26 protein-coding genes and 1 pseudogene are annotated in these 24,577 nt (G+C 46.1%); 9 read left to right on the top strand and 18 right to left on the bottom strand.

What is annotated here, in order from left to right; genetic code table 11:
* Window positions 1–36 precede the first annotated feature (36 nt).
* The 3 genes from QUA54_RS19830 to def form a co-directional block, all read right to left on the bottom strand.
* On the bottom strand, window positions 37–1,371 hold the full coding sequence (locus tag QUA54_RS19830; protein ID WP_333203268.1) for a PrsW family glutamic-type intramembrane protease: 1,335 nt from the start codon (window positions 1,369–1,371) through the stop codon (window positions 37–39).
* A gap of 177 nt (window positions 1,372–1,548) precedes the next feature.
* On the bottom strand, window positions 1,549–1,749 hold the full coding sequence (locus tag QUA54_RS19835; RefSeq protein ID WP_281363548.1) for a hypothetical protein: 201 nt from the start codon (window positions 1,747–1,749) through the stop codon (window positions 1,549–1,551).
* On the bottom strand, window positions 1,749–2,309 hold the full coding sequence (def, locus tag QUA54_RS19840; protein WP_172189246.1) for a peptide deformylase: 561 nt from the start codon (window positions 2,307–2,309) through the stop codon (window positions 1,749–1,751). Before def ends, QUA54_RS19835 begins: the two co-directional genes overlap by 1 nt.
* Window positions 2,310–2,410: 101 nt before the next feature.
* Between def and QUA54_RS19845 the strand changes: the two genes are divergently transcribed.
* Complete coding sequence (locus QUA54_RS19845) at window positions 2,411–2,923, top strand: DUF1648 domain-containing protein (protein ID WP_333415970.1); 513 nt, start codon at window positions 2,411–2,413, stop codon at window positions 2,921–2,923.
* A 240-nt stretch (window positions 2,924–3,163) separates the two neighbouring features.
* Here the strand turns inward: QUA54_RS19845 and QUA54_RS19850 are convergent, their stop codons facing one another.
* Window positions 3,164–3,619: an aspartyl protease gene (locus QUA54_RS19850; protein ID WP_333415971.1), complete on the bottom strand. Its 456-nt coding sequence runs from the start codon at window positions 3,617–3,619 to the stop codon at window positions 3,164–3,166.
* A 119-nt stretch (window positions 3,620–3,738) separates the two neighbouring features.
* Here QUA54_RS19850 and QUA54_RS19855 point away from each other — a divergent pair, with 119 nt between their 5' ends.
* A complete protein-coding gene (locus QUA54_RS19855; RefSeq protein WP_333203262.1) occupies window positions 3,739–5,031 on the top strand; it encodes a pentapeptide repeat-containing protein in 1,293 nt (430 codons plus the stop codon).
* 97 nt (window positions 5,032–5,128) lie between these two features.
* Window positions 5,129–6,265 (top strand): mannosyltransferase family protein, encoded by a 1,137-nt coding sequence (locus QUA54_RS19860; RefSeq protein WP_333415972.1) that lies wholly within the window; start codon window positions 5,129–5,131, stop codon window positions 6,263–6,265.
* A 42-nt stretch (window positions 6,266–6,307) separates the two neighbouring features.
* Here the strand turns inward: QUA54_RS19860 and QUA54_RS19865 are convergent, their stop codons facing one another.
* Window positions 6,308–6,931 carry a TenA family protein gene (locus tag QUA54_RS19865; RefSeq protein ID WP_333415973.1) on the bottom strand — a complete coding sequence of 208 codons (624 nt, stop codon included), beginning with the start codon at window positions 6,929–6,931 and terminating at the stop codon, window positions 6,308–6,310.
* A 281-nt stretch (window positions 6,932–7,212) separates the two neighbouring features.
* On the opposite strand from QUA54_RS19865, the gene QUA54_RS19870 reads away from it, so the two are divergent.
* Window positions 7,213–8,175, top strand: a complete 963-nt coding sequence (locus tag QUA54_RS19870) for a glycosyltransferase family 2 protein (RefSeq protein WP_333415974.1) — start codon at window positions 7,213–7,215, stop codon at window positions 8,173–8,175.
* An 84-nt stretch (window positions 8,176–8,259) separates the two neighbouring features.
* A complete protein-coding gene (locus tag QUA54_RS19875; RefSeq protein WP_333415975.1) occupies window positions 8,260–8,859 on the top strand; it encodes a glutathione S-transferase family protein in 600 nt (199 codons plus the stop codon).
* 338 nt (window positions 8,860–9,197) lie between these two features.
* Here QUA54_RS19875 and QUA54_RS34505 read toward each other — a convergent pair.
* The 10 genes and pseudogenes from QUA54_RS34505 to QUA54_RS19920 form a co-directional block, all read right to left on the bottom strand.
* Window positions 9,198–9,452: pseudogene (locus QUA54_RS34505) on the bottom strand (cation-transporting P-type ATPase); the annotation flags it as partial.
* A gap of 128 nt (window positions 9,453–9,580) precedes the next feature.
* Window positions 9,581–10,678: a HAMP domain-containing sensor histidine kinase gene (locus QUA54_RS19880; protein WP_333415976.1), complete on the bottom strand. Its 1,098-nt coding sequence runs from the start codon at window positions 10,676–10,678 to the stop codon at window positions 9,581–9,583.
* A 344-nt stretch (window positions 10,679–11,022) separates the two neighbouring features.
* The gene (locus QUA54_RS19885; RefSeq protein WP_333415977.1) at window positions 11,023–11,304 is read right to left on the bottom strand and encodes a hypothetical protein; all 282 of its coding nucleotides are present in this window, start codon (window positions 11,302–11,304) and stop codon (window positions 11,023–11,025) included.
* Window positions 11,305–12,120: 816 nt separating this feature from the next.
* Entirely contained in the window at window positions 12,121–12,915 is a 795-nt protein-coding gene (locus QUA54_RS19890; protein ID WP_333415978.1) for an SDR family oxidoreductase, read from the bottom strand.
* Between the two features lie 87 nt (window positions 12,916–13,002).
* Window positions 13,003–14,007: an NADP-dependent oxidoreductase gene (locus tag QUA54_RS19895; RefSeq protein WP_333415979.1), complete on the bottom strand. Its 1,005-nt coding sequence runs from the start codon at window positions 14,005–14,007 to the stop codon at window positions 13,003–13,005.
* A gap of 330 nt (window positions 14,008–14,337) precedes the next feature.
* On the bottom strand, window positions 14,338–15,321 hold the full coding sequence (locus tag QUA54_RS19900; RefSeq protein WP_333415980.1) for an aldo/keto reductase: 984 nt from the start codon (window positions 15,319–15,321) through the stop codon (window positions 14,338–14,340).
* Window positions 15,299–15,547, bottom strand: coding sequence for a hypothetical protein (locus QUA54_RS19905; protein ID WP_333415981.1), 249 nt, complete (start codon window positions 15,545–15,547; stop codon window positions 15,299–15,301). The genes QUA54_RS19900 and QUA54_RS19905 overlap by 23 nt, the downstream gene beginning before the upstream one ends.
* A gap of 225 nt (window positions 15,548–15,772) precedes the next feature.
* Window positions 15,773–16,126: a DUF5335 family protein gene (locus QUA54_RS19910; protein ID WP_333415982.1), complete on the bottom strand. Its 354-nt coding sequence runs from the start codon at window positions 16,124–16,126 to the stop codon at window positions 15,773–15,775.
* A 119-nt stretch (window positions 16,127–16,245) separates the two neighbouring features.
* A complete protein-coding gene (locus tag QUA54_RS19915) occupies window positions 16,246–16,695 on the bottom strand; it encodes a pyridoxamine 5'-phosphate oxidase family protein (protein ID WP_333415983.1) in 450 nt (149 codons plus the stop codon).
* A 134-nt stretch (window positions 16,696–16,829) separates the two neighbouring features.
* The gene (locus QUA54_RS19920; protein ID WP_333415984.1) at window positions 16,830–17,738 is read right to left on the bottom strand and encodes a DMT family transporter; all 909 of its coding nucleotides are present in this window, start codon (window positions 17,736–17,738) and stop codon (window positions 16,830–16,832) included.
* Window positions 17,739–17,859: 121 nt separating this feature from the next.
* Here QUA54_RS19920 and QUA54_RS19925 point away from each other — a divergent pair, with 121 nt between their 5' ends.
* Window positions 17,860–18,600, top strand: a complete 741-nt coding sequence (locus tag QUA54_RS19925) for a DUF1963 domain-containing protein (protein WP_333415985.1) — start codon at window positions 17,860–17,862, stop codon at window positions 18,598–18,600.
* Between the two features lie 226 nt (window positions 18,601–18,826).
* A complete protein-coding gene (locus tag QUA54_RS19930; protein ID WP_333415987.1) occupies window positions 18,827–18,958 on the top strand; it encodes a glutathione S-transferase C-terminal domain-containing protein in 132 nt (43 codons plus the stop codon).
* Window positions 18,959–19,181: 223 nt separating this feature from the next.
* Here the strand turns inward: QUA54_RS19930 and QUA54_RS19935 are convergent, their stop codons facing one another.
* Both QUA54_RS19935 and QUA54_RS19940 read right to left on the bottom strand, forming a co-directional pair.
* Complete coding sequence (locus tag QUA54_RS19935; RefSeq protein WP_333191737.1) at window positions 19,182–20,225, bottom strand: chemotaxis protein CheB; 1,044 nt, start codon at window positions 20,223–20,225, stop codon at window positions 19,182–19,184.
* Window positions 20,226–20,519: 294 nt separating this feature from the next.
* Window positions 20,520–21,533, bottom strand: coding sequence for a Gfo/Idh/MocA family oxidoreductase (locus QUA54_RS19940; RefSeq protein ID WP_333415988.1), 1,014 nt, complete (start codon window positions 21,531–21,533; stop codon window positions 20,520–20,522).
* 129 nt (window positions 21,534–21,662) lie between these two features.
* Between QUA54_RS19940 and QUA54_RS19945 the strand changes: the two genes are divergently transcribed.
* Window positions 21,663–21,845 (top strand): hypothetical protein, encoded by a 183-nt coding sequence (locus tag QUA54_RS19945; protein ID WP_333415989.1) that lies wholly within the window; start codon window positions 21,663–21,665, stop codon window positions 21,843–21,845.
* A 212-nt stretch (window positions 21,846–22,057) separates the two neighbouring features.
* Window positions 22,058–22,357, top strand: coding sequence for a ferredoxin (locus QUA54_RS19950; protein ID WP_172189286.1), 300 nt, complete (start codon window positions 22,058–22,060; stop codon window positions 22,355–22,357).
* Window positions 22,358–22,701: 344 nt separating this feature from the next.
* Here the strand turns inward: QUA54_RS19950 and QUA54_RS19955 are convergent, their stop codons facing one another.
* Window positions 22,702–24,357: a SpoIID/LytB domain-containing protein gene (locus QUA54_RS19955; protein WP_333415990.1), complete on the bottom strand. Its 1,656-nt coding sequence runs from the start codon at window positions 24,355–24,357 to the stop codon at window positions 22,702–22,704.
* Window positions 24,358–24,577 lie beyond the last annotated feature (220 nt).

Consider the following 24,577-nt stretch of genomic DNA (forward strand, 5'->3'; position numbering starts at 1 on the left):
GGTGCGATCGCACTTCAACAATTAATCGCTCAGCAGTCACTTTTCAGAAAATATTCGAGTTGCAAAATTTTGCGATCGATTCGGAGACAGAGCCCTGGCTTTCAAAATCGCGGCTACCAAAAACGCATAGGACAAAACTCCCACCAAAGCCAGCAAAAGTACGCTGGCTGCTCCTGACGCATTCCACAAAGCGTGAAGTGCGGAAGCACTGAAATAACCTACGCCCAAAATTTGCCAGCGCTTTCTGGGTTTGAGGGCGCTCAAACCGATAAAATATCCCAAATAGCCGCTGTAAGCCATGTGTCCGGCGGCGGAACCCAAAATGCGGGGAATTAGCAACTGCAATCCTACTAATTGTCCGGCTTCTGGGCCTGCTTGCAGGGTGACATTTTGGATGACATTGGGAACGTACTGTCCCAGAGTTTCTAACAGTGTAAAGCCGACTGCGGAGGCACTTCCTAACAGAATGCCGTCTAAAGGTTCCCAAACGCCGACTCGATCGCGCCACGGATTTTTTAGCCAATTTCCCAGCAACATCGCTCCCAAAACGGGCAGGGCTTTCAGCAATTCTTCCATCAGACCCGCCCCGAAAAACATTCTGGTCAAAAAAGGCAAAAAACTGATTGCTTCGCCTTCGGCTGGCAGGCGGCCGGGCAAAATTTCTCTAAATACTAATATAAATCCAATCAATAGGGGGCTGATCACAATCAGGACTGTAGCTAAAGCCGAACCAAGCAATACCCACCACGGTTTGTGTTTGCCGCACAGTTGATAGATAAAGTAGTAAGCCGCACCGGCGAGGTAAGCTGACAGCAACAAGTTGAATGCTGCAGAATTTCCAACGGCGACAAACATCGACACGACAACAATAACTGTGGCAATACCTGGATATAAGTAAGCTTTTTGGCTTAATTGTTTGCCCGTCGAGGCGATCGGGAATAATTGAGTTAAAGTGAGAGTGTCTTTTTCACTAGCAGCAAAATTGCCACTTTTTGCTGGGAACTCAGGTTTAGTTGGGTAAGGGGTTAGGGGAGATTCAAATATGAATTCAGGGCCGTCAAGCCCGAGACTGATGCGATCGCCTGTTTCTAAAGTTTGGCAACCTTGCAGCTTTTTCCCGTTGATATAAGTTCCGTTAGCGCTGTTGAGGTCGCAAATTTCCCATCTCGTCAAAGTACCCTGAGTCAGCGGACGGATTGCGGCGTGGCGGCGGGAAACCATGCCGTGGGCGATCGACTCTAAAGTTATTTGACAATTTCGATCGCGTCCGATCGCCACTTCCCCATCTTCAGAAAGTTGGTACTTGGACGCTGGCGCTCCCGCAGCGCCTTTAGCGGGCACTTGTCGCAGAAATCCGATTTCATTTGTCATGAGTTATGAGTCATTAGTCCTCAGTCATTAGTCATTGGTCATGAGCTCGCAAGCTGTTAGCTGATGTTATTTTTGGGCAGTCTTTATTCCACAGTTATTGGTTGTTAGCTGCTGACTAATGACTAATGACTAATGACTAATAACTGCTGACTAATGACTAATAACTAATGACTCTGCTTATAGATTGGCTCTGGCATCCTGAACGGCTGCATAGAAAAATATGCCTGTTAGCGGTACGCTGAGGGCGAGGATGATCCCGGTGACTAAATTGCCGAGTTGAGCTTCTCCCGAAGATAGCTCAAAGATGGAGCCGACTGCTGCGATCGCGGCGATACACGAAAGAGCTAACAATAAACTACTTTTAGGAGTTCCTGCCATCATACTGACTTTACTGCCTTTGGCGAAAATTTGTGCTTGACTAATTCTTCAGTTAGTGCGAGCTTGTTTTCTACTCTGTCTACAAACAGCACTCCGTTGAGGTGATCCATTTCGTGCTGAATTGCCCTAGACAGTAACTCTGTTGCTATCAGGGTTTGCGGGCGACCGTATTCGTCGCGGTAGGACACTTCAATGACTTCTGGGCGTTTGACTTCTAAATAAACTCCCGGAATGCTCAAACACCCTTCTTGCAAAATGCAGACATCGCTGCTGCTAGCCTTGATGGTGGGGTTGATCAACACCATGGGGGGTGTGGCGGGGTTTTCCGGGTCGCAGTCGAGCACGATTACTTGTTTGTTGACTCCGACTTGGGGGGCGGCCAAACCGATGCCATCAGCACTGTACATGGTTTGCAGCATTTCTCGGACTAGCTGCCGAATTTCTGCATCGACGCTTTTGACGCGCTTCGCTGGCTGCCGCAGGACGCGATCGCCTAATGTGTGTATGGTTAGGGGCGGTTTTTCTAACTTTTTCTTTTCAACCAAAACCTGAGCCGTCATAAAACCTCGCGGGATGTTTGGAAACCCCAACGAAAGCTGTTGGGGAATGAAATTGGAACCAATACTATTATTTCCAATCTTAATTATAGTTTTAAGTAGCCATGACTGGAAACGCACCAAACCAAAGGCCGGTTATTTCTCTGGGCCTTTCGCCTGTTTTAGTGGCGGTAGAGCTTTTAGCTGCGATCGCGATTTTGCTGGCTGTTTTACTCATCGTACAGTTTTGGGCGGTTTTGCCCGATCGAATTCCGATTCATTTCGGCTTGGAGGGGCCGGCTGATGCTTGGGGCGACAAGGTGACGATTTGGATCGTGCCCGCGGTGGCTGCCATTATTTTTGCGGTTTTAACTGCGGTATCGCGCTATCCGCATACTTTTAATTATCCCGTACCAATTACTTCTGAGAACGCTCGCCGGCAATATCTGTTGGGGCGAGGCCTTTTGGTTTGGCTGAAGGCGGAGATTTGCTGGCTGTTGGCGTTTGTGGTTCGGCAGCAAATTCTTGTCGCTTTGGGCAATGCTCAAAGGTTTAGTATCGAGGTACTTTTAGGGTTAGTTGTTTTGATGTTTGGGACGGTTGGGGTGTATTTGCTCAAGGCTTATTCTGCTCGCTAGAGGTAGGGCAAAAAACTTACATATACCCAAACAACAAGTTTTTTGATAGATTTTTTTAAACGCAGTTAATAATATATAACCGCTCAAGAATAAAGAAAATTACTTTGTAATGAGGAATTTATTCAGCAATTTTTTATGAGGAATTCAGTCCTCACTACAAACATTTTTGATGGCTGGTAATTGACTGGAGATGATAGGAGTCACAGGCGAGAGGTTTGTGCTGCGGTAAACACCGATCGACTAACCCATCAGATATGTTTGCTGATTGTTCATCGGCAATACTCGCAACCGTCGATTTTTCAAATCAGGTTCTAAGCCTAGTTCTTCCATTGGAATCACGCCCAGCAAAACAGCAGTAACGCCTTCGGGTAACTCTAAACAATCAAATCTCCCTTCTCTCCCCTCTACAATAATTTGAGCGTCGGCAAAAATTCGACCCTTTTTTATGCCCGCTGATGTTTCTACATCTCTTTCTCCTACTTGTATTAAGCCTAACTGGCTAATAATGCGAGCTGGCAAAGAAAGCAAAGTTGCTCCGGTATCGACAACAACGTTATCGAGCATAACAGAACGAACTTCCTCAGCAGAAATAAATCCCCGTTCAGCCATAACTCGATCGATGCGATTCGTGACGGTGATTGTAGTGATTACTTGACCCATTTGTTTTGCTTGCAGATTGGGGAGTACCAGGGTCATAGTATGTTACCTCTTTGAGTGTAATTAGTGGATATTTCTATGGTAATACTATCTAGAATCCTCCTTGGTTAGTTAAAATCGTTTTAGTGACCGGCCAAAATTAGAATTTGCCTCAACGCATGACACCAGAAAACAACTCTTCTCAACCCAATCGCCCTGAATCGAACGTGACTGTAGAAAGTCAGAACGGTGCGAGCCCTACTGTGCCACCAGAATCAGGGACAATCGTCGCTACTGCTGAACCCGAAAAACCGGTGCCGCCGCCTGCAACTCGCAAGGTTTTATTGCCGCAGCAGCCGGAACAAACGACTATTGAAAAGTCGGCGTCGGCGCTGACGCTGGGGTTGATCGCAGCGATGATTTTTGGGCTGGCCAATGACAACATTTGGCTGGGCTTAATTGGTGCCGTCGGTGCGATCGGCATATCGCTGCGGCTGATGTGGCCGAGTTGGGGCAAAATCTGGGCGCAGGTAATTCCGCCGACTTGGCGCACGCTGATCGTCGCCTGCTTCGGGCTTTTAGCTGGGATTGTGGGCTTGCTAATGCTCAGCGGTACTAATACTGAACCGGGAAGCCGCAACATCCAAATCAACTGGGACGCCATCGGCGCTCTCGGCGAGTTGATCGGCGCTTTGGGCCAAATTTTAATCGCGATTTTGGGCGTTTACGTGGCTTGGCGGCAGTACGTGATCTCGAAAGATTTGACGATTCAGCAAAACAGAATTACGCAGCAGCAAACGATCGATGCTTATTTTCAAGGGGTTTCCGACTTAGCCCTTGACGAACAAGGGTTTTTGGAAGACTGGCCGCAGGAAAGGGCGATCGCAGAAGGCCGCACCGCTGCGATTATGAGCAGTGTAGATGCTGAAGGTAAAGCTAAAATTCTGCGGTTTTTGTCGCAGTCTAGATTGGTTACTCCTCTGAAGCGCGATCGGCTTTTAGGCCGCCCCATCCTTGACGGGGACGGCGGCTACGCTGAAGACAGAGATCACGGTATCCGCGTTATCGATCTCAATGTCATGTTAGCGGGTGCTGACCTGGCTGGCACCGATTTGCGGTGGACGGATTTGAGCGAAGCCAACCTCGTCCGTGCCAATCTCAGCAAGTGCGATTTAGTCAAAGCCAACCTCTCGCGCGCTGTCTTGTACGACGCCAACCTCGCTCGCGCCGACATGAGAGCGGCCGCATTGTTCTACGGCTCGGCAGAAATTGCATCCCCCCGCAGCCGTACCCAATTTCCCAACTATCAAACGGGCGAACATACCGGCGCTGTGGTTGAACGTGCTGATTTCACCGCTGTCAAGCGGCTGTCGGAGGAGCAGCGCTATTACTGCTGCGCTTGGTGTGGCTCGAAGTCGAGAGAGACTATTCCCGGCGGCTGCGAAGGGATTCCCAATAAACTCGGACGTTAAAATTAGCAGTACCGCTGTACTTACGTATATATTTGGCGAGCACTCGGCAGCGGACTATACTTTAATTTTAAATCTAGAGTCTTGCGCTGTTTTAGCCATGACAAATAATGATTTAGGGCTAGAAGTAATTCCGCACCGTCCGCGCTCCAAAAGCAGGGACGGGTTAATTTTTGTAAGTTCTATGTGGTTTCTGAGCCGATCGGTAATTGCGATCGGGATGCAGGTAATTGCTCCTTTAGTCTGCCAGAACCCGCCAGTGTACAATTGGCCGCCTCTGGGTTTTGTCAGTGGCTTCCTTCCCACAAGTGGCTGGGAACTCTTTTCGCACTGGGACGGTAAATGGTACGTCCAAATCGCTAATTTAGGCTACAGCTATGCAGATGACGGGCAGCACCATTCTGTGGCTTTTTATCCCCTGTTTCCTTTGCTGATGCGTGGGTTGACGACTCTGGGAATGCAAGTGGAATTAGCAGGGGTACTCATCAATAGTTTGGCCTTTCTGGGTGCCTTAGTGCTGGTCTACTTTTGGGTGGAGGAGCGATACGATGCTGGTGCAGCAAGGCGGACAACTGCTGTGCTAGCTTGGTGTCCGTTCTCACTATTTTGCACTGTCATATACACAGAAGGATTGTTTTTGTTCCTGACAGCATCGGCTTTACGAGCTTTTGAGAGGGGCGAGTATATTTGGGCGGCTTTGTGGGGAGCTTTGACGACTGCTACTAGAGGGCCAGGAGTAGCCCTGATACCTACTTTTTTGCTGACAGCTTGGAGGGAAAAAAGACCTCCCCTCGCTTATGCTGCTGGTTTTGCTAGCGCTATCGGTTTCTTTTCATTTAGTTTATATTGTGCTATTCGTTTTGGAGATGCTTTAGCATTTGTTTACGTCCAAAAAGCCTGGGTTCAGCCTACTTGGTTGGAGATATTGAAGGACTTTTTCAGTTTCCGCTTGCAAGCTGTTAGTAAAGTTGCGATGATTTTTGGCGGTGGCTATTTGTTGTGGTATTTGCGAAAAAGGCTGAGCATTACAGTCCTCTGTTTCGGTTTTTGCTCTTTAGCGCTACTGATCAACTCCGGTGCTCTGCAATCGGTTCACCGATACGCTTACGGCATTGTGTCGCTCTCAATCGGACTCGGTTTAGTGTTGAGTAGTCAGCCTCGCTGGGGATATGCTGTTATGACATTATTTGCTACATTCCTGCTGTACATGGCTGTTAAATTTGCTGCGTGGGCGTAGGTAGCTTAAGATAGTTCTCCATATCTTTTGCACAAACTTAATTTACTCTATTTCCCAAGCTGCCTGAAAAAAGTCTCTTTCGCACAGCATGGCGTAGCGATAGGTTGCTTCTACTTCGGGCGTAGCTTCTGCGTAGCGATCGACCAAACTTTCCAGCCGTTTTGCTAAAATCTCAAAATCAGGGCTGCTATAGGTGGAAATCCACTCGCTAAAGGCGTGTTCCGGTATATTAGGTTTAGCTAGCTGCTGTCCTAAAAAAGCATACAACCGCAAGCAAGGAGTCATCGCGGCTGCTGTCAAACCCACACCGTTTCCCCAGGCGGTCGCTAATAAAAAATCTGTGTAGCGACGGGTAGCAATTCCCGGTTTTGCCTCTTGCAAGTTTACCCCCCATTTACCTGCATATCCTTGATGCAACCGAAGTTCTTCTAAAACACCGCTGCCGAGATTGTGGAGAATTTCAAACCCCTCCCAGTCGGGTGCTTTTGCCGCAGCGATACTGTAAGCGCGAGCGAATGCTCCCAGAAAAAATGCGTCTTGTGCAATGTAATATGCAAAACTATTTGAGGGCAGGCTGCCGTCAGCAATGCCTCTAACAAAGGGATGTTGCAGACAAGCTTCGCTTAAGTCTTGATTTGCTTGCCAAAGATCATTGGAATTTGTCATGCAATTGGGAATCTATGGGTTATGATTGTAATTTTTATACTCTGACTAAACATCTATGATAACAAATATTTTCGCTGTGCGTCAGTCTTATGGTGTCTTTTATTTTTCGTATTTAAGAAAATAGATAAGTTTTGGTATGCTGCTATTTTGTCGGCTGCTGTTGTCTGGCTCAAAGAGCGAAATTAGGTGCCGAACCTCTCTCGTGAAGCAGCCAGCGTGTTTTGGGAAAAAGAAACTTTTGATTTAAGGGTTGAAAAGCCGATTTTTAAACAGAAACTGCAATGAACGATACACCTAAGTATTCCTTGGTAATTCCTATCTATAACGAACAAGAAAATCTCGCTGAATTGTATCGGCGAATTAGTGCCGTGATGGATCGAATGGACGGCCCAGTAGAATTAATTTTAATCAATGATGGTAGCCGCGATCGCTCTCTCGAACTTTTGCGAGAATTGCACGAAAAAGACTCGCGAATTTGTTACCTCAGTTTGGCCCGCAATTTCGGTCATCAAATAGCTGTAACTGCTGGTCTAAACTTTTCTAGCGGTCAAGTTGTAGTCATCATGGACGGCGACTTGCAAGACCCACCAGAGCTAATTATAGATATGGTAGAACAGTGGCAGCAGGGCTATCAAGTTGTTTACGCTCAACGCACTCAACGCCGTCAAGAAGGTTGGTTTAAGCGGTTGCCTGCTTATATGTATTATCGCATTTTGCGCCATCTTGCTGATGTTGATATTCCGATAGATACGGGAGATTTTTGTTTGATGGATAGGTGCGTCGTGGACGTACTCAATGCGATGCCTGAACGCAACCGCTACATTCGGGGACTGCGCGCTTGGATTGGTTTTAAACAAACGGCGGTTAAGTTTGAACGCGATCCGCGTTTTGCTGGCGCTGTTAAGTATACGTTCAGTAAATCTTTTGCTTTGGCGATGAACGGTTTAGTGTCTTTTTCAAAAGTTCCTCTCCGACTTTCGATTTATCTGGGGTTATTTGCGGCATTTGTATCTGTGTTAATGGCTTTTTTGATTTTGTATTGGCGGCTTTTTTCTCCAAATTCTGCCTTAACGGGTTTGACAATTGTGATGATGGCGGTTTTCTTTTTGGGTGCGGTGCAGTTGGTTAGTATTGGGATTTTGGGCCAGTATATAGGGCGTATTTACGAGGAAGTGAAGGGCCGGCCGCTTTATACTTTGGCAGAAGTGGCTGGTTTTGGCGATCGCCACCGATCGCCAAAATAATTTTAGCAAATAACTGTTAACTCATCGTGTTTAAATTATCTAATTTATGAGATAATTTAAGAACGTAAAATCTTCTCAAGACTCATGTTTAAACTTTACGAGTATTCGCCCTCGGGCAATTGCTATAAAGTTCGCTTACTGTTAACTCAGCTCAATATTGCGTTCGATCGCACAGAAATTAATATTCTCGAAGGAAAAACCCGCACACCTGAATTTTTGGTCAAAAATCCCAATTGCCGCATTCCGGTGTTAGAAATCGCACCGGGTAAATTTCTGTTTGAATCGAATGCAATTATGTTTTACTTGAGCGAAGAAACTGAGTTTTTCCCCACGGATAAATTTGAACGCGCTCAAGTTATGCAGTGGTTGTTTTTTGAACAGTACAGCCACGAACCTTTTATTGCTACTTCTCGTTTTTGGTATTTGATAGGGAAAGCTGAAGAATATCAGGAAGCACTTAAACAAAAACAAGCACCGGGTTATGCTGCTTTGGGGGTGATGGAACAGCATTTAGCAGAAAATGAGTTTTTTGCGGGCGATCGCTATACTATTGCTGACATCGGTTTATTTGCTTACACTCACGTTGCTGACGAAGGCGGATTTGACTTAACCAGATTTCCAGCAATTCAAACTTGGATCGATCGCGTAAAAAGTCAACCTCGATATATAAAAATTACACAATGAAATTTAATTTAAATGAAGCTAAAAATACTATACGTCTAGAACATTACCGTTACATTTCTCAGTTGTCCAAAGTCATAACTGCTTCGCATTAACAACTAAAACTGTACGCGACTGTAAAACACTTCTTTTACATTCTCGACCGCACTAAAGTAAAACACCACTATCGCCCCCACAACACAAAACTCAACGGCAACGGTTGAAATCCGAGCCGGGTTGCCAAAGGTGTCCAGGGAAGGATTATTCTCACTCCAATGTTCGCCAGCGTTGCCATCAAATCGATCGGATTTACATAACCTGACTCAATTTACCCTTGCTCAAAACAGTTGCTTTAACTTGCACTAAAGCCAATAATTTTCGACGGCGTTCCAGGCTCCGCGCTTTTGCGAAAACCCTAATAACTCACTGATAATGACGCTCGTCAGAATGAGCGTGGCAGATGCCGCATCTTGAAGGAAAATCTCTAGCACCGCAGCAAAAATTAGAATCAAGATAATCGGACTCTTGAACTGATTGAGCAACAGTATCAATGCGGTCGATTTGTGTTTTTGTTTGAGGCTGTTTGCGCCGTACTCGCTCAGGCTTTGTTTCGCAGATTGACGGCTTAATTCTGCGGTTTAGAGTGCGTCTGCTGAAGCACCTGAGCAGTGGGTTAGCTCGGAAATATTGACTGTAAATTAATTATTTTATAGCCTATTTTTCTTTTTAGTCTTAATGTCCCGAACTAAAGAAGAACTTTAGGTAAGTTGATAATAAAGCTTGTTCCCTTGCCCTCTCCACTTTCAACCGCAAGTGTCCCTTGATGCGCCTCAGTAATATTTTTTGCTAAAAATAATCCTAATCCCCAGCCGGTTTGCTCCTGGGCAGAAATGGTTCGACGAAATTGTTGAAATAGGATGGATTGAGCGTCTAGGGCGATCGGATTGCCTTCATTATGGATAGTAAGGCTGATCTGCGTTTCAGTTTGCTGGAGTGTGAGTGTAATCGGCGTACTAGGCTCACCGTATTTCACAGCGTTAATTGCTAAATTTTCAATCACCCGCCGTATTTCTTTACGGCTGCAATAGCTCGTGATATCAGAATCACAGACCACAACAAACCGCTCTCCATACGCGAAGTTCAAATCTTCTACCACCTCTTGGACTAGCATCTCCAAATCGCATTCTTCAAATTCAATCTTTAAGCTCTGCCCTGCCCGCAGCCGACTCGCATCCAGCAGATTTTGAATCATCGAATCCAGCCGATTGATCGCACCCAGCATCCTCGCGGCCACATCCGTGTGGGTATCTCGTCGTTCCAGCCGCCGCAGCATCAGTTGAGTTCCCATTTTTACGACATTGATGGGATTTCTGAGGTCGTGAGTTAGCGTCACCATAAATAATTCTTGAATATCTCGCAGCGTTTCGGAGAATTGAGTGGCCGCGTCATTAACTGCTTGCTCAATGGAGCCGATAATAATGTCTCGATCCTGCACTTCCAAAGGTGCTTCTTCTTCTAAAACTTGAAATATTACTTGACGGAGGAGGTGATACTCGAAAATGAGTTGACTCATAGAGTAGTCAGCATACCCCGCCCGTTCATGCCCGTGCAGCTTGCCAATCCGGGTGCTTTCTACCTCGTCGGCTGTGATTCGGGCAGGTGTCCTGACAATTCTGTTTGAGAGTTGATCTACCAGTTGGTTTAAGTATAGAGGAAGGGAATCTTGCAGGGCAAGAGAATTTTGAGGCGTTGATGCACTGACTTCATCGCGCGCCCGCTTCTCCCACATCCGCATAATTTTTTCAGCATTTTGTTTAAGACGGTCAGACGCTTCGTTGGACATCGATTTTGATTTTCTGCATGAGTCCGTGTTGAGAGCTCATTATACAGCAATTTTGAGGTAAGTGAAATACACAGAAGCCGGGTTTCAGCAAGAAACTCGGCTTCTGGGGGATAGTTTATAAAGGTGGAATCTGCGGCAATTACTGAATTAAACCGGCAATGATATTAATACTCATCGCGACAATTGCGGTTTTAAAGAGAATGCTAGGGAGTCAAGCTCATCGCCTCAGCGCGAAGTCATCTGTACATCTGAAACTTGACTGGTCATGCCCATAACAAAAGAAGAGTTTGCGTAAATTTTTCAGGTAAGGTCACGGTCGATAGGATTTATTGATGTTTACCTACTTATTGAAGTTTCCACGCAATTAGAGCAACAAGCGCAATCAGACCTAATGCTCTCCGAAAGTAATTAACGCCTTGAAATAATTCTTCCCAAGCCCAAGTAAACAAAGAGCCAAAGGCTACTAGCTCCAACGCTAAATTAATTTCGCCTGTTGGAACAATGAGCTTTAACAAACTAGCTACAAGCCCGACAATCAGTGGTAGATTTGGCGGCTGAGCTATAACAATATTGCCTTCGCTGTCCCGGAATGTGCGATCGAACAATGTACTTTCTGTATTTTCCATGACTTTCTCCTGTAAATTTAATAAAAGGTATGAATTGAGTTCAATGGCTTACACAACTATTTCTTGATAACGAATGCGAGGCATAATTTGACGATTCCAAAGAAAAGATATCGATTAGCCACCACATGAGATTTGAATTTATCTAGCTGTTTTTATCACATCGCTTTTCTGATTATCATTAAGTTTTATTAGATGTTTTTATAGTAGAATTAAAAAATTTAAATATCCTCTATCGATGGGAACAGTTTTGATTGAAAAGAAATCTATAATTGGACAGATATAAGTTAATTGTGAACAGCAATATGCTTTTTTTAAAGCACATAACCGCTTTCCATTTCGAGTAATTTTTCTAGCTTGAGTTTTTCAACACTTGTTAAATCTGACATTTCACATCGATATTTAAAATTAGAAGGATGTCTAACTATGAATTCTACAGAAAGTTTCTATATAACATCCCAAACAAGGATTTTTTTAAGAATTGTTCCGAATAACTTTTTCCACAGGAATATTAGACGGAAATGTTCTGTACAATACCCCCGATCGGGATGTTATACAGATTAGCTCACTGGCTATGACCTCAACTCCCTCGTAGAAACTCCTCGACTTAGCCTGATTTGACTTGTAGGGTGCGTCAGACGAAGTTGTACAACAAATATCGAGGGTTTTCTGTTCCGGGGCACCCTACTAAGCTGTTCTGTATTTAAATTAGCTATTGCGAAATCGTGAAACCTTGGCAGTGCAAGCCGGAGAGGTCGCTGGGGTAGCATTGTTTAAATGCAGAACACCTTATATGTGCCAGTTGCGTAAGTCCTATTATTAAACAATCGATCGCAACAATCCACCCTCGACTCGCAAGGCGGCCCCATTAATTGCAGAAGCTAGAGGACTAGCAACAAATGCAACTAATGCAGCAACTTCAGACGTTGTAGCAAATCGCTGAATCAGTGAAGATGGACGAGTCTTGGTAAAAAATTCTTTCTCAACTTGTTCGGGTGAAATATTTTGATCCTTAGCAAGTCCCTCAATAAAAGTTTCCACTCCTTCGGAACGGGTTGGCCCTGGCAATACTGTATTAACCGTGACATGGCTGCCTGCGGTTGTTTCAGCTAAACCGCGACTCAACGCCACTTGTGCTGTCTTGGTAACGCCATAGTGAATCATTTCGGTGGGAATATTCAAGGCAGATTCACTAGAGATGAAAATAATTCGTCCCCAATCTTTTTTGAGCATCAGCGGTAAGTAATGGCGCGAGAGCCGAACACCGCTCATAACGTTTACTTCCAGAATGTTCATCCATTCCTCATCGGAGATATCTTCAAATGCTTGAGAGCCATAAATTCCCAAGTTGTTGACCAAAATGTTGACTTCTGGCACTTGTTGAAACAATAATTCAACTCCTGCTTGCGTTCCCAAATCGGCCGCAATTCCCTGAAGTTTGGCATTTGGGACACTTTGCTTCAGGCGATCGAGAGCCTCGTTTACGCGCTCTGGCGTTCTGCCATTGACAATGACAGTTGCTCCTTCCTGGGCAAGTGTCGTGGCGATCGCTAGTCCAATTCCGGCGGTTGAACCGCTGACGAGTGCAACTTTATCGGAGAGTTGGAGATCCATACTTTCTTAAACCAAATAATGTATAAGCGATCTAGGGTTTCAACTTGCTCAAATCATGAAGCAAGTGCCGACTCAATTAGTCGCCACCTAATCCAATTTTACCACCATTTTACCCACATTTTTGCCTTCAAAAAGACCGATGAATGCACCCACCGCTCCCTCGATTCCTGCCACCACTGTTTCCTTGTTCTTCAGTTTTCCAGCTTGGAAATAGCCGCCCACTTCCTGCTCAAACTCACTCTGGCGATCGAGCCAATCCCTAACGATTAGCCCTTTCATCGTCAACCGTTTGGTAACCATATAAAATAGATTGGAAGGGCCGGGCTGGGGCTTTTCCTCGTTGTAACCGGAGATGCCGCCACAAGCGATAATTCGGCCGTGCACCCGCAACGCCGAGAGCGCCGCTTCGAGGGTTTCGCCTCCTACGTTATCGAAATAGACATCAATTCCGTCCGGTGCTGCCCGGTTGAGTTGTTCGAGGACAGGGCCGACCTTGTAATCGAAGGCGCGATCGAATCCGCATTCTTCCAGCAGAAACTTGACCTTCGACCCTGAACCGGCTGACCCGATGACATGGCATCCGCGCAATTTCGCTAGTTGTCCGGCGACATTTCCCACCGCACCTGCTGCTCCCGAAACAAAAATAACATCGCCAGCTTTGACCTCTACCAAATTCAACCCAACCCAAGCGGTCATGCCCGTCATGCCGAGGGCACCCAGGTAAACGGAGAGCGGTTGAATCTCGCGGTTGACCTGATGCAAATCTTTTGGGGCAGCTATAAAGTATTCTCGCCAGCCATACTGGGAAGTGACAACATCACCCGGCTTTAATTCCTGGGCGCGCGACTCGATGACTTCGCCGACTGCACCGCCTTCTAGCGCTTTACCTAACTTGAACGGGGGAACATAGGATTTCCCCTCATTCATGCGACCGCGCATATATGGATCTACCGAAATGTAGAGATTGCGAACGAGCACCTGCCCCTCTTGAAGTGGCTTTAGTTCTGTTTGCGCGATCGTAAAATTATCGGCGGTGGGCATCCCCTTGGGGCGGGAGACTAGCTGAATTTCGCGGCTGATGGTATTTGTCATAATTTTCTGCTTATTGATTAGGCTTTCAGAACTCGCTCGATTTGAGTTTTATCTGTTGTTTTTAACATTTTCTAAAGGCATGGATGCCAAAGATTAGATTTATTTAAGTTCTATTCCACTGGTTTACTTAATAAAAAAGGCAACGAAAAAGATTGAGATTGCTGCGGCCAGGGCGTGTTTTTAACGCGGAGATCCCCCTAACATCGAGGGCTGGCACGGGGACACCGCCCCTACAAAGAGGGGTGTTTCATTCTCAGGAAAACCAGGATTTTGACTCTTGTCGTCTCCCCGTGCCGACCCTCTCCATCCACTTGGCGAGTTGACCAAATCCTAACGATTGACGGTGCTCATATCGGGGTAGCGATCGCCCGCCGCAATTCCTAATGGCAGCGCTTTCCCGAGCTGGTCTAGTTCTTCTTGAGTGAGCGTTACAGCAGCCGCCGCAATGTTTTCTTCTAAATAGGTGCGGCGTTTGGTGCCTGGAATTGGCACAATGTCTTCGCCCTGGGCTAAGACCCATGCCAGCGCCAACTGTCCAGCTTTGATGCCCTTAGCCGCGGCTATCTGCTCAATCTGCTCGACTAGCTCCAGATTTTGCTGGAGATTATCGTCTTGAAAGCGAGGATATCGTTGTGCGCGATAGTCTCCCTCCGATAACGTGTCGAGGCTCTTGATTTTGCCTGTGAGAAACCCGCGCCCCAGAGGGCTATAAGGCACAAACCCAATCCCTAGCTCTCGGCAGGTGGGCAAAATCTCGGATTCTGGCTCCCGGCTCCACAGCGAATATTCAGTCTGGAGTGCCGAAATAGGATGCACTGCTTGGGCGCGGCGGATCGTGGCGCTCGCGGCTTCGGAAAGACCGAGGTAGCGCACTTTCCCGGCTTGGACGAGCTGCGCCATTGCACCTACGGTTTCTTCGATGGGAGTGTTTGGATCGACTCGGTGCTGATAGTAAAGATCGATCGTATCTACGCCCAGACGCTTGAGACTGGCATCACAGCAAGAGCGGACATATTCGGGTTTGCCATTCACGCCTAGAAAGCTGCCGTCACTACCGCGTACATTGCCAAACTTGGTGGCGATGATGACTCGATCTCGACAGTCTTTAATTGCTTTGCCGACCAACTCCTCATTGTGACCGACACCATACATATCAGCCGTGTCGAGGAACGTCACGCCTAGCTCTAAGGCGCGATGAATGGTGGCGATCGCTTCTGACTCATCGGCTATGCCGTAGAACTCGGACATACCCATACAGCCGAGTCCTAGTTCCGAAACCACTAATCCTTGATTACCGAGTTTTCGCTGTTTCATGATGTTCTTTTATCACTCTAAAGTTCTTGAGGAGTCGGACGATCGTTTCATTCACATCAACATCACCGGGCTGCTCAATGGCATCTGCATCAATGGCGATCGCATAAAGAGCATTCATTCCCGCTGCTGTATCTTTATCGCCGATCGCGGTAGTCAACTCAGTGGCAACGGCTCTTGGTGAGATATTAGTCGAACGGATTTCGCCGTTTGACTCTAGCTGCTGCACCCTGATTGGGCGATCGCGGCAACCAGTTCTTTGAGCCGATCTTCGCGGCGGGCAGCTAACATTAGTTTGGCTCCACTAGCAGCTAGTCGCCTCGCACTCGCCTCACCTAATCCACATTGCTACTTTGTTTTAAATCTCAGACATATTCACTTCTGTGGGTTATTGAGTGTGGGGCTTGAAACATTGGGTACTGAAATAAACTAAACTCAGCATTATTCAACCAGCTCAACTTGCTTGTAGCTGGATCAATGTTTGTGTCCCAGCAGCGTCACTAATCCGAACCGCCATCATCACGCCGTTTGAGTCCTGTCCCGTTAAAATTTCAGTTGGTGAATCGATCGTGTGAGCGTAAGTCACCACATCCTTACCCACTTCAATCACCAAATCATCTCCCTTTCCAGGGCGATCGTAAACCATAGCCATCAATGGTGCGTCCTTAATCAGTTCTGCATGACCGAGTTCTGAATCGATGATTTCGATGGAAATAAGCCGCCCGCGATTACCATCTGAAAACTGATCGAAAAATTCACCCCATCGCTCGTGCGGCACAGATTTGTTGATGTCAATTTTGTTCGTCATATCATTCCTTGTGAAAAAATAGTAAAAAGAATCAAAGCAATGGATTAATTATTGTGAAGCCTCGACCTAGGAGAATCGGGTTTCCCTCAACATTCTAAACGTTTGAGGTATCTCGGTTCTTACCGACTGCTGACTCCATCAGTCGTGCGCCCGCTCATTTCACTCGCGTCGATGCGGTAGATTGCGATCGCTTCTGAACGTCCCTGAGCATCAGTCCAGGTTCGATTGATCGCAGGTGACAGCGTGGGATTGCGGTCTTTGATCAGGTGCATTACCCGATCGATATCTTCCTGCTCAGTCAGGCGCGAGGCTCGACCATTGACGATCGCGCTGCGCCAATGAAGCGGCTCGCGTATTTCTTCAACCTGCAAACAAATTTCTGGATTTGCATCAAGATCGTGAGTCTTCATGCCGATCGTTGTAAACAGGTAAATGTCCTCTTCTTCGAGATAATAGTTCATTGGTATCACGTAGGGCTTGCCTTCGTGTATGCAGCCCAGATGACCGTATCCTACTTTGTGTAGGAGTTCGTGTATTTCTTTTTGCCCCATTTCATCAATATCTAACATTACTATTCTCTAAAAAATTCAGTTGATTGGTAGTATTTAACAGAAATAATCCCGGCTTTACATCTGTCGTTGGATGGAGTCGATATGTGAAAGTCAACGATTGGAGTCAGCAGCCTGTTGATAAAGCGATCGCCTCACAAATCTTCTGCCCGCTTAATTGATGCTTTTTTACCCGCAGCTACGCTGGCCACAACTAAACAAGCTGTTGCTAGGGCGATCGGCTCCAAAGTCTCATCAAGCAGAATTGCCGAAGCCAGGAGCGTCAAAAAAGGTTGCAATAACTGAATTTGGCCTACCCGGGCAACTCCACCAATTGCCATACCGTGATACCAGGCAAAAAATGCGATAAATTGACTGAAAATACTCACATACGCAAAACCGAACCAGGCTATCGGTGAAGCTGTCAACCCTTGTTTTAAGACCACAAATATTGTTGGTAAGACCTCGAAAGGAGCGATAATTACCAAGGCCCAACTAATAACTTGCCATCCACCTAAAATTTTAGCTAATTGCCCACCTTCAGCATAGGCAAAAGCAGCAGCAATTACAGCTCCAAACAAAGCTAAATCGGCGAGCTGAAGGTGTCCAGCACCACTAATAATACCAAAACCAACAACAGTTGCACTACCGACAATGCTAGCCATCCAAAAAGTGAAATCAGGGCGATCGCCAGCTCGCAAAACTCCCGCTATCGCTGTTGCTAAAGGCAGCAATCCCAACACCACAGCACCGTGGGCGGCAGGTACTTGCTGCATTGCCCAAGCCGATAGTACCGGAAATCCCAAAACAGCTCCCAATCCGACAACTAATAAACTCCGAAATTGCTGTTTTGAGGGAATGGGTTGATGCGTTATCCGCAGAGTAAATGCTGCTAGTATAGCTGCTACTAATCCGCGTCCCAAACCTACAAACAGCGGGTCTAAATCGAGCGCAGCGGCTCTGGTTGCCGGTAGTGTAAAGCTGAATCCAATTACGCCCAAAAAACCGTAAATTAAGCCAATATTTTCCGAACTTAAGTGAATATTTTTCCAGTAGGATTTCATTGAATCTCCCATAAAGTCTTGTGTAAAAGTGAAGCTGACCGCGAAGCTGATTATAATATTTAGGATATTTGTGGCTGACCTTAGTTACGATGTGGACAATTGCAGAAATGATTGAATAAAAATGGACGTAACAAACTTCTTGCAGATGTTCGAGCGAACACCGATGGCATTACACCAAGACTATTTATGTAGTGTTCTCCGCACGGCGATAGAAATTATACGGTCTGACTCTGGGATTAACTTGGCTGGAAGTCGTTATGGCGGATCGCCTGATTTGCCAGAAGGGTTCGAGTGGCCAACTCACCACTTAGGACTTTACCGTTTCCTCGGTCAGTTTAACTTTGCAGAAATTCCACAAGTTAATACTAATTTGCCTGAGCGCGGACTATTGAGTCTTTTCGTCGCTGATGACCCTGATGGTGAAAGCGATCTTTTTTGGGGAGAGCCGGGCTATATTCATGCAGAATTCTTTAGTGACATCACAAAACTTGTTCCTACTATACCGCCTGATGCGGTTGCCAGAGGCTCTAGCTGCACCATCACATTTAGACAGACATTCGATCTTCCCTTTGACGAATATCAAGTTGACGAGTGGCCATTTCAGAAAGATGAGCTATGTGCATCTTATGGCGAGCTTCGGAATGCTTTACACCAGAGTGATGATTATCTTCTCGGATATCCATCGCATTGTAGCCTTGCATACGATCCAACTCCGGGAGCAGAGTGGATTTCGCTATTTACAGCTCATTCGGATGACGAATTAGACTGGCATTGGCACGATGGTGATAAGCTCATGATCTTCATCGAGATTGAACGACTCAAAAAACACGACTTTTCAAATTTAAGATCGGACGCTGGTTAATAGCCAGTAATCTGTGTTCTCTGCGGTATATAAAAAAATACTCATGTTGAAAATTTACGAATATTCGCTCTTTGGGAATTGCTACAAAGTGGTTGTTTTTTGAGCAGTACAGTCACAAACTTTTTATTGCTACTTCTCGTTTTTGGTATTTGACGGGGAAAGCTGAAGAATATCGGGGGAAGCACTTAAACAAAAACAAGCACCGGGTTATGGTGCTTTGGGGGTGATGGAACAGCATTTAGCAAACCATGCTTTTTTTACAGGCGATCGCTATACTATTGCTGACATCGGTTTATTTGCTTACACTCACTTTGCGGGCGAAAGCGGATTTGATTTAACCAAATTTCCAGCTATTTAAAATTGGATAAATCGAGTAAAACTTCAACTTCGATATATCAAAATAGCACAATTAAATTAAATTTAAATGAGGCTAAATATAGTATACGTCTATAACATTACCGCCACATTTCTTAGTTGTCTAAAATAATCAGTGCTGCGCCTTGACGACTAAAATTTTACGCGGCTGTAAAACACTCGTTAAGCGTATTGCTCGGTGGAAAGAAAACTTGATCGAGATTGAGTTAATGTGGCTGCTCTTCATCTGTTTCAACAATGGTTCGTTTCGTGGCAAAGCCTTTGACAATTATGCCTCGAATCAGTGATACTTCGGCATCCAGGCTTTCGGCGTGGTCTTCGTATTTTGCTGCCGCACTTTGTAAATTGTAATTTCTCATTCGCTCAGACATTTGACGCAAAAACATCACCTTGTCCTCCATTATTCGAGTTGCCGACCATAACGCGTTCTCCAAACTCTGAGTTTGCTCTGCCAGAAATGTATCAGCCGTAAACGAGTGCCCCGTGTGACAGCGAAACCGCAGCGGCTCTGATTTGTCAATTTGCCAGATGCTGCCGTTGCATTCAGGGCAGGTGTAAGTTGTCCGAGTCCCGATCGCTTCTACATTATCTAAAAGCTCCTTAGTATTCATTTGCTGTTCAGCAATGTTAGATTCAATTTCGATCTCTTCGGTCATGGGGTAGGCCTCTTGCTCGGCGGCAGGTTGCTTTGATAACTCCACTAGGAGGTCTGGGATCTCTGCCAGTGGCAGGCAGCGATCGACCTTCACGTATCGCAAGGCACTCGTTGGCATACTGGGGTATTCTGCTTCTTTTGGATCTTGGACGATCGTCACTCCGCCCCGTTTCTTGACTGCCTGTAATCCCACCGTGCCATCATCCAGATAACCAGTGAGTACCACACCCACCACCCTTGAACCATAAGCACGAGCCGCTGAACGAAATAACGTATCGATGGCGGGCCGAAATCTATTTTCTTTAGGCCCGTGCACCACGCGGATTGACCCTTGTTGATTGAGCAACAGGTGATTATCGGGCGGCGCGACGTAGATTCGCCCTTTTTGAATAGCCTCTCCGTCGGACGGGTGAGATGCCGGCAGAGAGCCTAGATCTGTCAGAATTTGGGGAAGAATACTGGGCTTATCGGCTGCGAGGTGCTTAACAATAAAGATGGCAGCATCTATGTCACTAGGCAGATTACCCAAGATCGCGCCCAGTGCTTTGAGTCCGCCTGCCGAAGCTCCAATAACGATAATGTCGTGTCCAGGCATAAATTCCTTTTTTTTGTGAGCGAAAGCAGCCCAACGTTATCTATGTTTTTTGAATTTTTTAGCACAGCTTGGCTGATGTTTAGCAGCAGTGACAAAAGGGTCGTCAATGCTAAACCTGCATTCGACAGTGCTTTCTTTTAATTCTAAATATTTTTGCTCACAGGCATAACAGTCTAATCTAAGTTAGAGTACGAACTACTACTATAGATAGACTCTGGCAATTTTACTGTAATGCGCCACAGCCCACCTTAACCTATAGTTAACATAAAAAACGATTTATTGCGTCAGTCCTATTTATGAATTTCTAAGGGCTACATTTTGCCCGATCTCGCTCGATCGCCTCGCAGCATCTGCCACCTTCAAAGCGTACAAACTACTGGCATTATTCACGTACAAAGGCGTACCGTTTGACAAATATTCCAACACCATCTCGGTGTCTTTGGCAAACAAGCCGCGCCGCGTTCCTACTTTGATGCTGTGCCGATTTTCTCCCTGAATTAATTGACCGGATTCAGGAGTAAAAACCAGCGTTCCTGCTTCTCCGTAGATGGTAAAAACGTTTTCAGACTGCCAAAAAGTCTCTCCTTTTCCGTAAACAGCTTCAGCTACAAGGCCGTTGGCAAAGCGCAACTGTGCGTTGCACAAACAAGCTTTGTAGAAATCCGCCTGAGTGTCCCAAAATTGAGCTTGACAGTTAACGCTTGCCACTTCCCCGAACAAATCAGTAAATCGGTGCAGTCGAGAAATTGCACCGACTAAGGGAAACCCAAATAGGGAATGTTGAAAAGTCCAGCGCTCAGGTACGGAACGTTGAGGAGTAATAGTAATGTAGCGGGCGTAAAAAACTTTACCGATTAAGGGCAAAGATTCTTTGATTGCTTGGTGCAAACCGCCTAACAGTTCGATGTGTTCGATGTGGAGGAGTTTTTGCTTTTGGGCGGCAAGTTCGATCGCCCTTTCTGCTTCAGATACGTCTAAAGATAGAGGATATTCCACCACAACGTGCTTGTCATTTTCTAAGGCCGCCAGGACGATCGCCCCGTGATCCCGATTCACCGTACAGACAATTACCAAATCTAAATCATCTCTTTCTACCAGCTTGCGCCAAGAAACCGCAGCTTCAGCGCCGAATCCCTGACAAAATGCTGCGGTTTTATCCGGGGTGCGGCCCGCAACTGCTACTAAGTTCGATCGCCCATCAGCTTGAACAGTCTCCGCCCTCAACTTAGCCGCAAAACCAGTACCCACAATCCCCACGCGAATTGGAGAATTAACCGAAAAACTAGAGCCAGTATCAATATTAGTCATAGAATTTTAGATTTGACATTTTAGATAGTTACAGACTTGCGGTGCAGGGGTTTAGGGTTCCACCGCCCAGATTTTAAGCTGTGGTTGTGGTGCGATTTATGCGATCGAGCCTTCAACACCCAAGTCTAGATGCGATCTAACTATACATTTCACCCGCAGCAGGGACTTGCCTGGGAGCCAGTCTTGCTGAAACTCGATCGACACAACCCATACCAACAACCCGGTTTTTGTGCTGTAGGGCTCAAAACAGGATTTTTCCTAGAAACCGGATTATTTAGCGCAAGTCTTGCGGCAACAGTATCACAAGGCTGAACCCAACATAGGTATAAGTAATCAAGATGAAATTAGAAAAAGTTATAACTAATCCCATTCAAATTTTTGGTAAATAACTGTTGCAAGCTTGCTTCTTTCCCCTACTATCATAGAGGGAACAAACCTAAGAGCTAACCTCAAAGCTGATAGAGCCTTGAAGGTTGCATTAGGAAAAATTATAGATCTTGTTGAATTTTTGAGAGGATTAGTGCATGGCAACTTACAAAGTTACCCTCATCAGCGAAGCCGAAGGAATTAACCAGACCATTGACGTTGATGACGATACTTACATTCTTGATGCTGCAGAAGAAGCAGGACTAGACCTCCCCTACTCTTGTCGGGCTGGTGCTTGCTCCACCTGCGCCGGCAAAATCACAGCAGGCGAAGTTGACCAATCCGACCAATCTTTCTTAGATGACGACCAAATCGAGGGTGGATTTGTCCTCACCTGCGTCGCTTATCCGAAGTCTGACTGTACGATCGAAACTCACCAAGAAGAATCGCTCTACTAAGAAAGGACGCTCCGCGCGATACCCTAAGAAACCCGGTTTCTCGTTTCCAGAATTAAGCTGAAATACGGCAATTATGTTAAGAAACCGGGTTTCTGCGTCTAAGACTCAAACAAAGCCGCCAGCAGTCTGTCACTCTCAGCTATGAATTCCTAGCTGTTTGAGCAGATAGCTGACCAAATAATTTTAGATTTTAGATGGCCGATTTTAGATTAACGGTGAAACCGATCTAAAATCCAAACTCTAAAATCTAAAACTTTTACGACTGATATTTAGTCCGCGAAGGCGGACTTTGTTTGTGTAGTGGCGATGATTTAAATCGCCGACTTTAGGCAGAGTCCGATCGACTATTCGCGCCAAAATGTAATGGCATCGCTGAGCGGCACAACTTGAGCGCCGGGAAAATAAAAGCCCAGAATTTGAGATCCGTTCCAGCCCAAATTAGCCAAATTGTAAGAACCAGTCTGACTCATTCCCACCCCGTGCCCGAAACCGCCTCCGACAAAAGCATAACCGTTGAGGGTTTTGTCGGGATTGTAAATTGGTTCTAGGTAAAAAAGCGTGCTGATCGGCGGGTAAAAAGCATTGCGAATTTCGTCTTTGTCGATATCGATCGGGCCCAAGTCAGTTTGAACCTTCATTTTCAAAACTCGACCTGCGGGCGACCTTTCCACCACTTCCACCTGAGTGACAGTTTTAAAATTAGCCAGCGGGTGCTGTTTCTTCTGAAGATACTGTTTGAGAAATCCACCAATCGCCGTCAAAGAAGCTGGTTCGCGCCACCGAAAAGTGTCTTCTTTTTCCTCATTAAACCCTTTTTCCAAACTGATAAAGCGGCGGAAGTTGTTTTCGTCAGACAAACTCTGCTTGGACAAATCCCAAACATTATTAGGGGAATCGACGATCGATCGCAAATATGGACGTTCCGCGCCCTGCCACACATCGTTAAAAGAGGCTGTCACGCCGCCGCTAGACGCGGAATAGAGCGCGTCTACTAGCTGATTTTGATAAGTTAGCACCAAGCCGCTCGTTTGGGCGATCGCCTTATCGCTTTGCGGGTAAACCTCCGTCAAACCTAAATAAACTTGACAGTTAACATCAGCGCACAACTCATAATTATCCACAGCAAACCGGCGCAAATTTCTCAGGGCGTAGGTTCTCGCCAAAATAGTTTGAGCGACAATTGCAGCGTAAGGCGAAAAAGCCCCAATTTCGTGAGGAACAACACCCCGCAAATAAGTTTCCGTCAGCACTTCATTCACCAAAGTATAAGTGCCGTAAGCATTTTTTTGCAGGCGCAAATTGCCACCATAACGGCGAGTTTGTTGAATAGCTTTTTCTGGTTCAGTAGCTGTCGCCTCTTGGGTGGTTTGTTCCAATACCTCGATCGTATTTTTACCGGCCGTCACATCCAACTCATTGCGGTTGAAACGAAAGCCGTTTAAAACCCAAAATGCCTGGGGTATTTGTTTTAAAACTTTGGAATCCAAAAAAGCTGTTTTGTTGCCTTGAGCTTGCAAACTTTGCAACAGCCAGCGCCGCACTAAAGGAGAGTTATAAACATCTCTTTTTGCCCAAACTTGCCAGCGCAAAGGTTGAGCAATTTCTACTTCTATTCCCTGGGCGCGCCACTGATTGGCGCTGTCTTCCGCACTCTCAAAACTGCGGTGAGAACTGAGTACCACTCGTTCTTCTACTAAGGGCGTTTCCAGCGGTTTCGGGGCTATTTCTAACTTGACGCTAGGAGCAGTTTTGGTTTCTATGCCTTGAGGAGTTTTGTAACGCAAAGTTAAGCTGTCGCCCGGTAATGCTTTCAGCGTCAGTTTGTCGGTTGCTTTGGTACCAAACCGCTGCACCACGCCGATTTTGATGGGTCTATTTTGGGGAGTTTGGGCGTATCCCGCAGCGCTGAAAATGGGCAACAGGCACAATGCGGTGAAAACAGTGCTAGATATGCAGCTAAACCATTTGTAATTGGGAGTTGGAGGTGCTTGAGCGAACACGGTTATCTGTCTCGCGATAGTTGAAATTGGGGGATTTTTGATTGTACGTTAGCACATTTGGCCGCTGCTATAGGGGAATTGCCGAAGATAAGCTGGTTTAATTGGCAGAATTCTGTTAAGTCAGGACTTACGCCAGACCAAAGAAATCAGGTTTTTTACCGAATCTGCGGGCGGCAACGAACTATTTTCGTAAAAAACCCGGTTTCTGGGTTCTATGCGG

Source organism: Microcoleus sp. MOSTC5, assembly GCF_036701825.1.
Classification (GTDB): Bacteria; Cyanobacteriota; Cyanobacteriia; order Cyanobacteriales; family Microcoleaceae; genus Microcoleus; species Microcoleus asticus.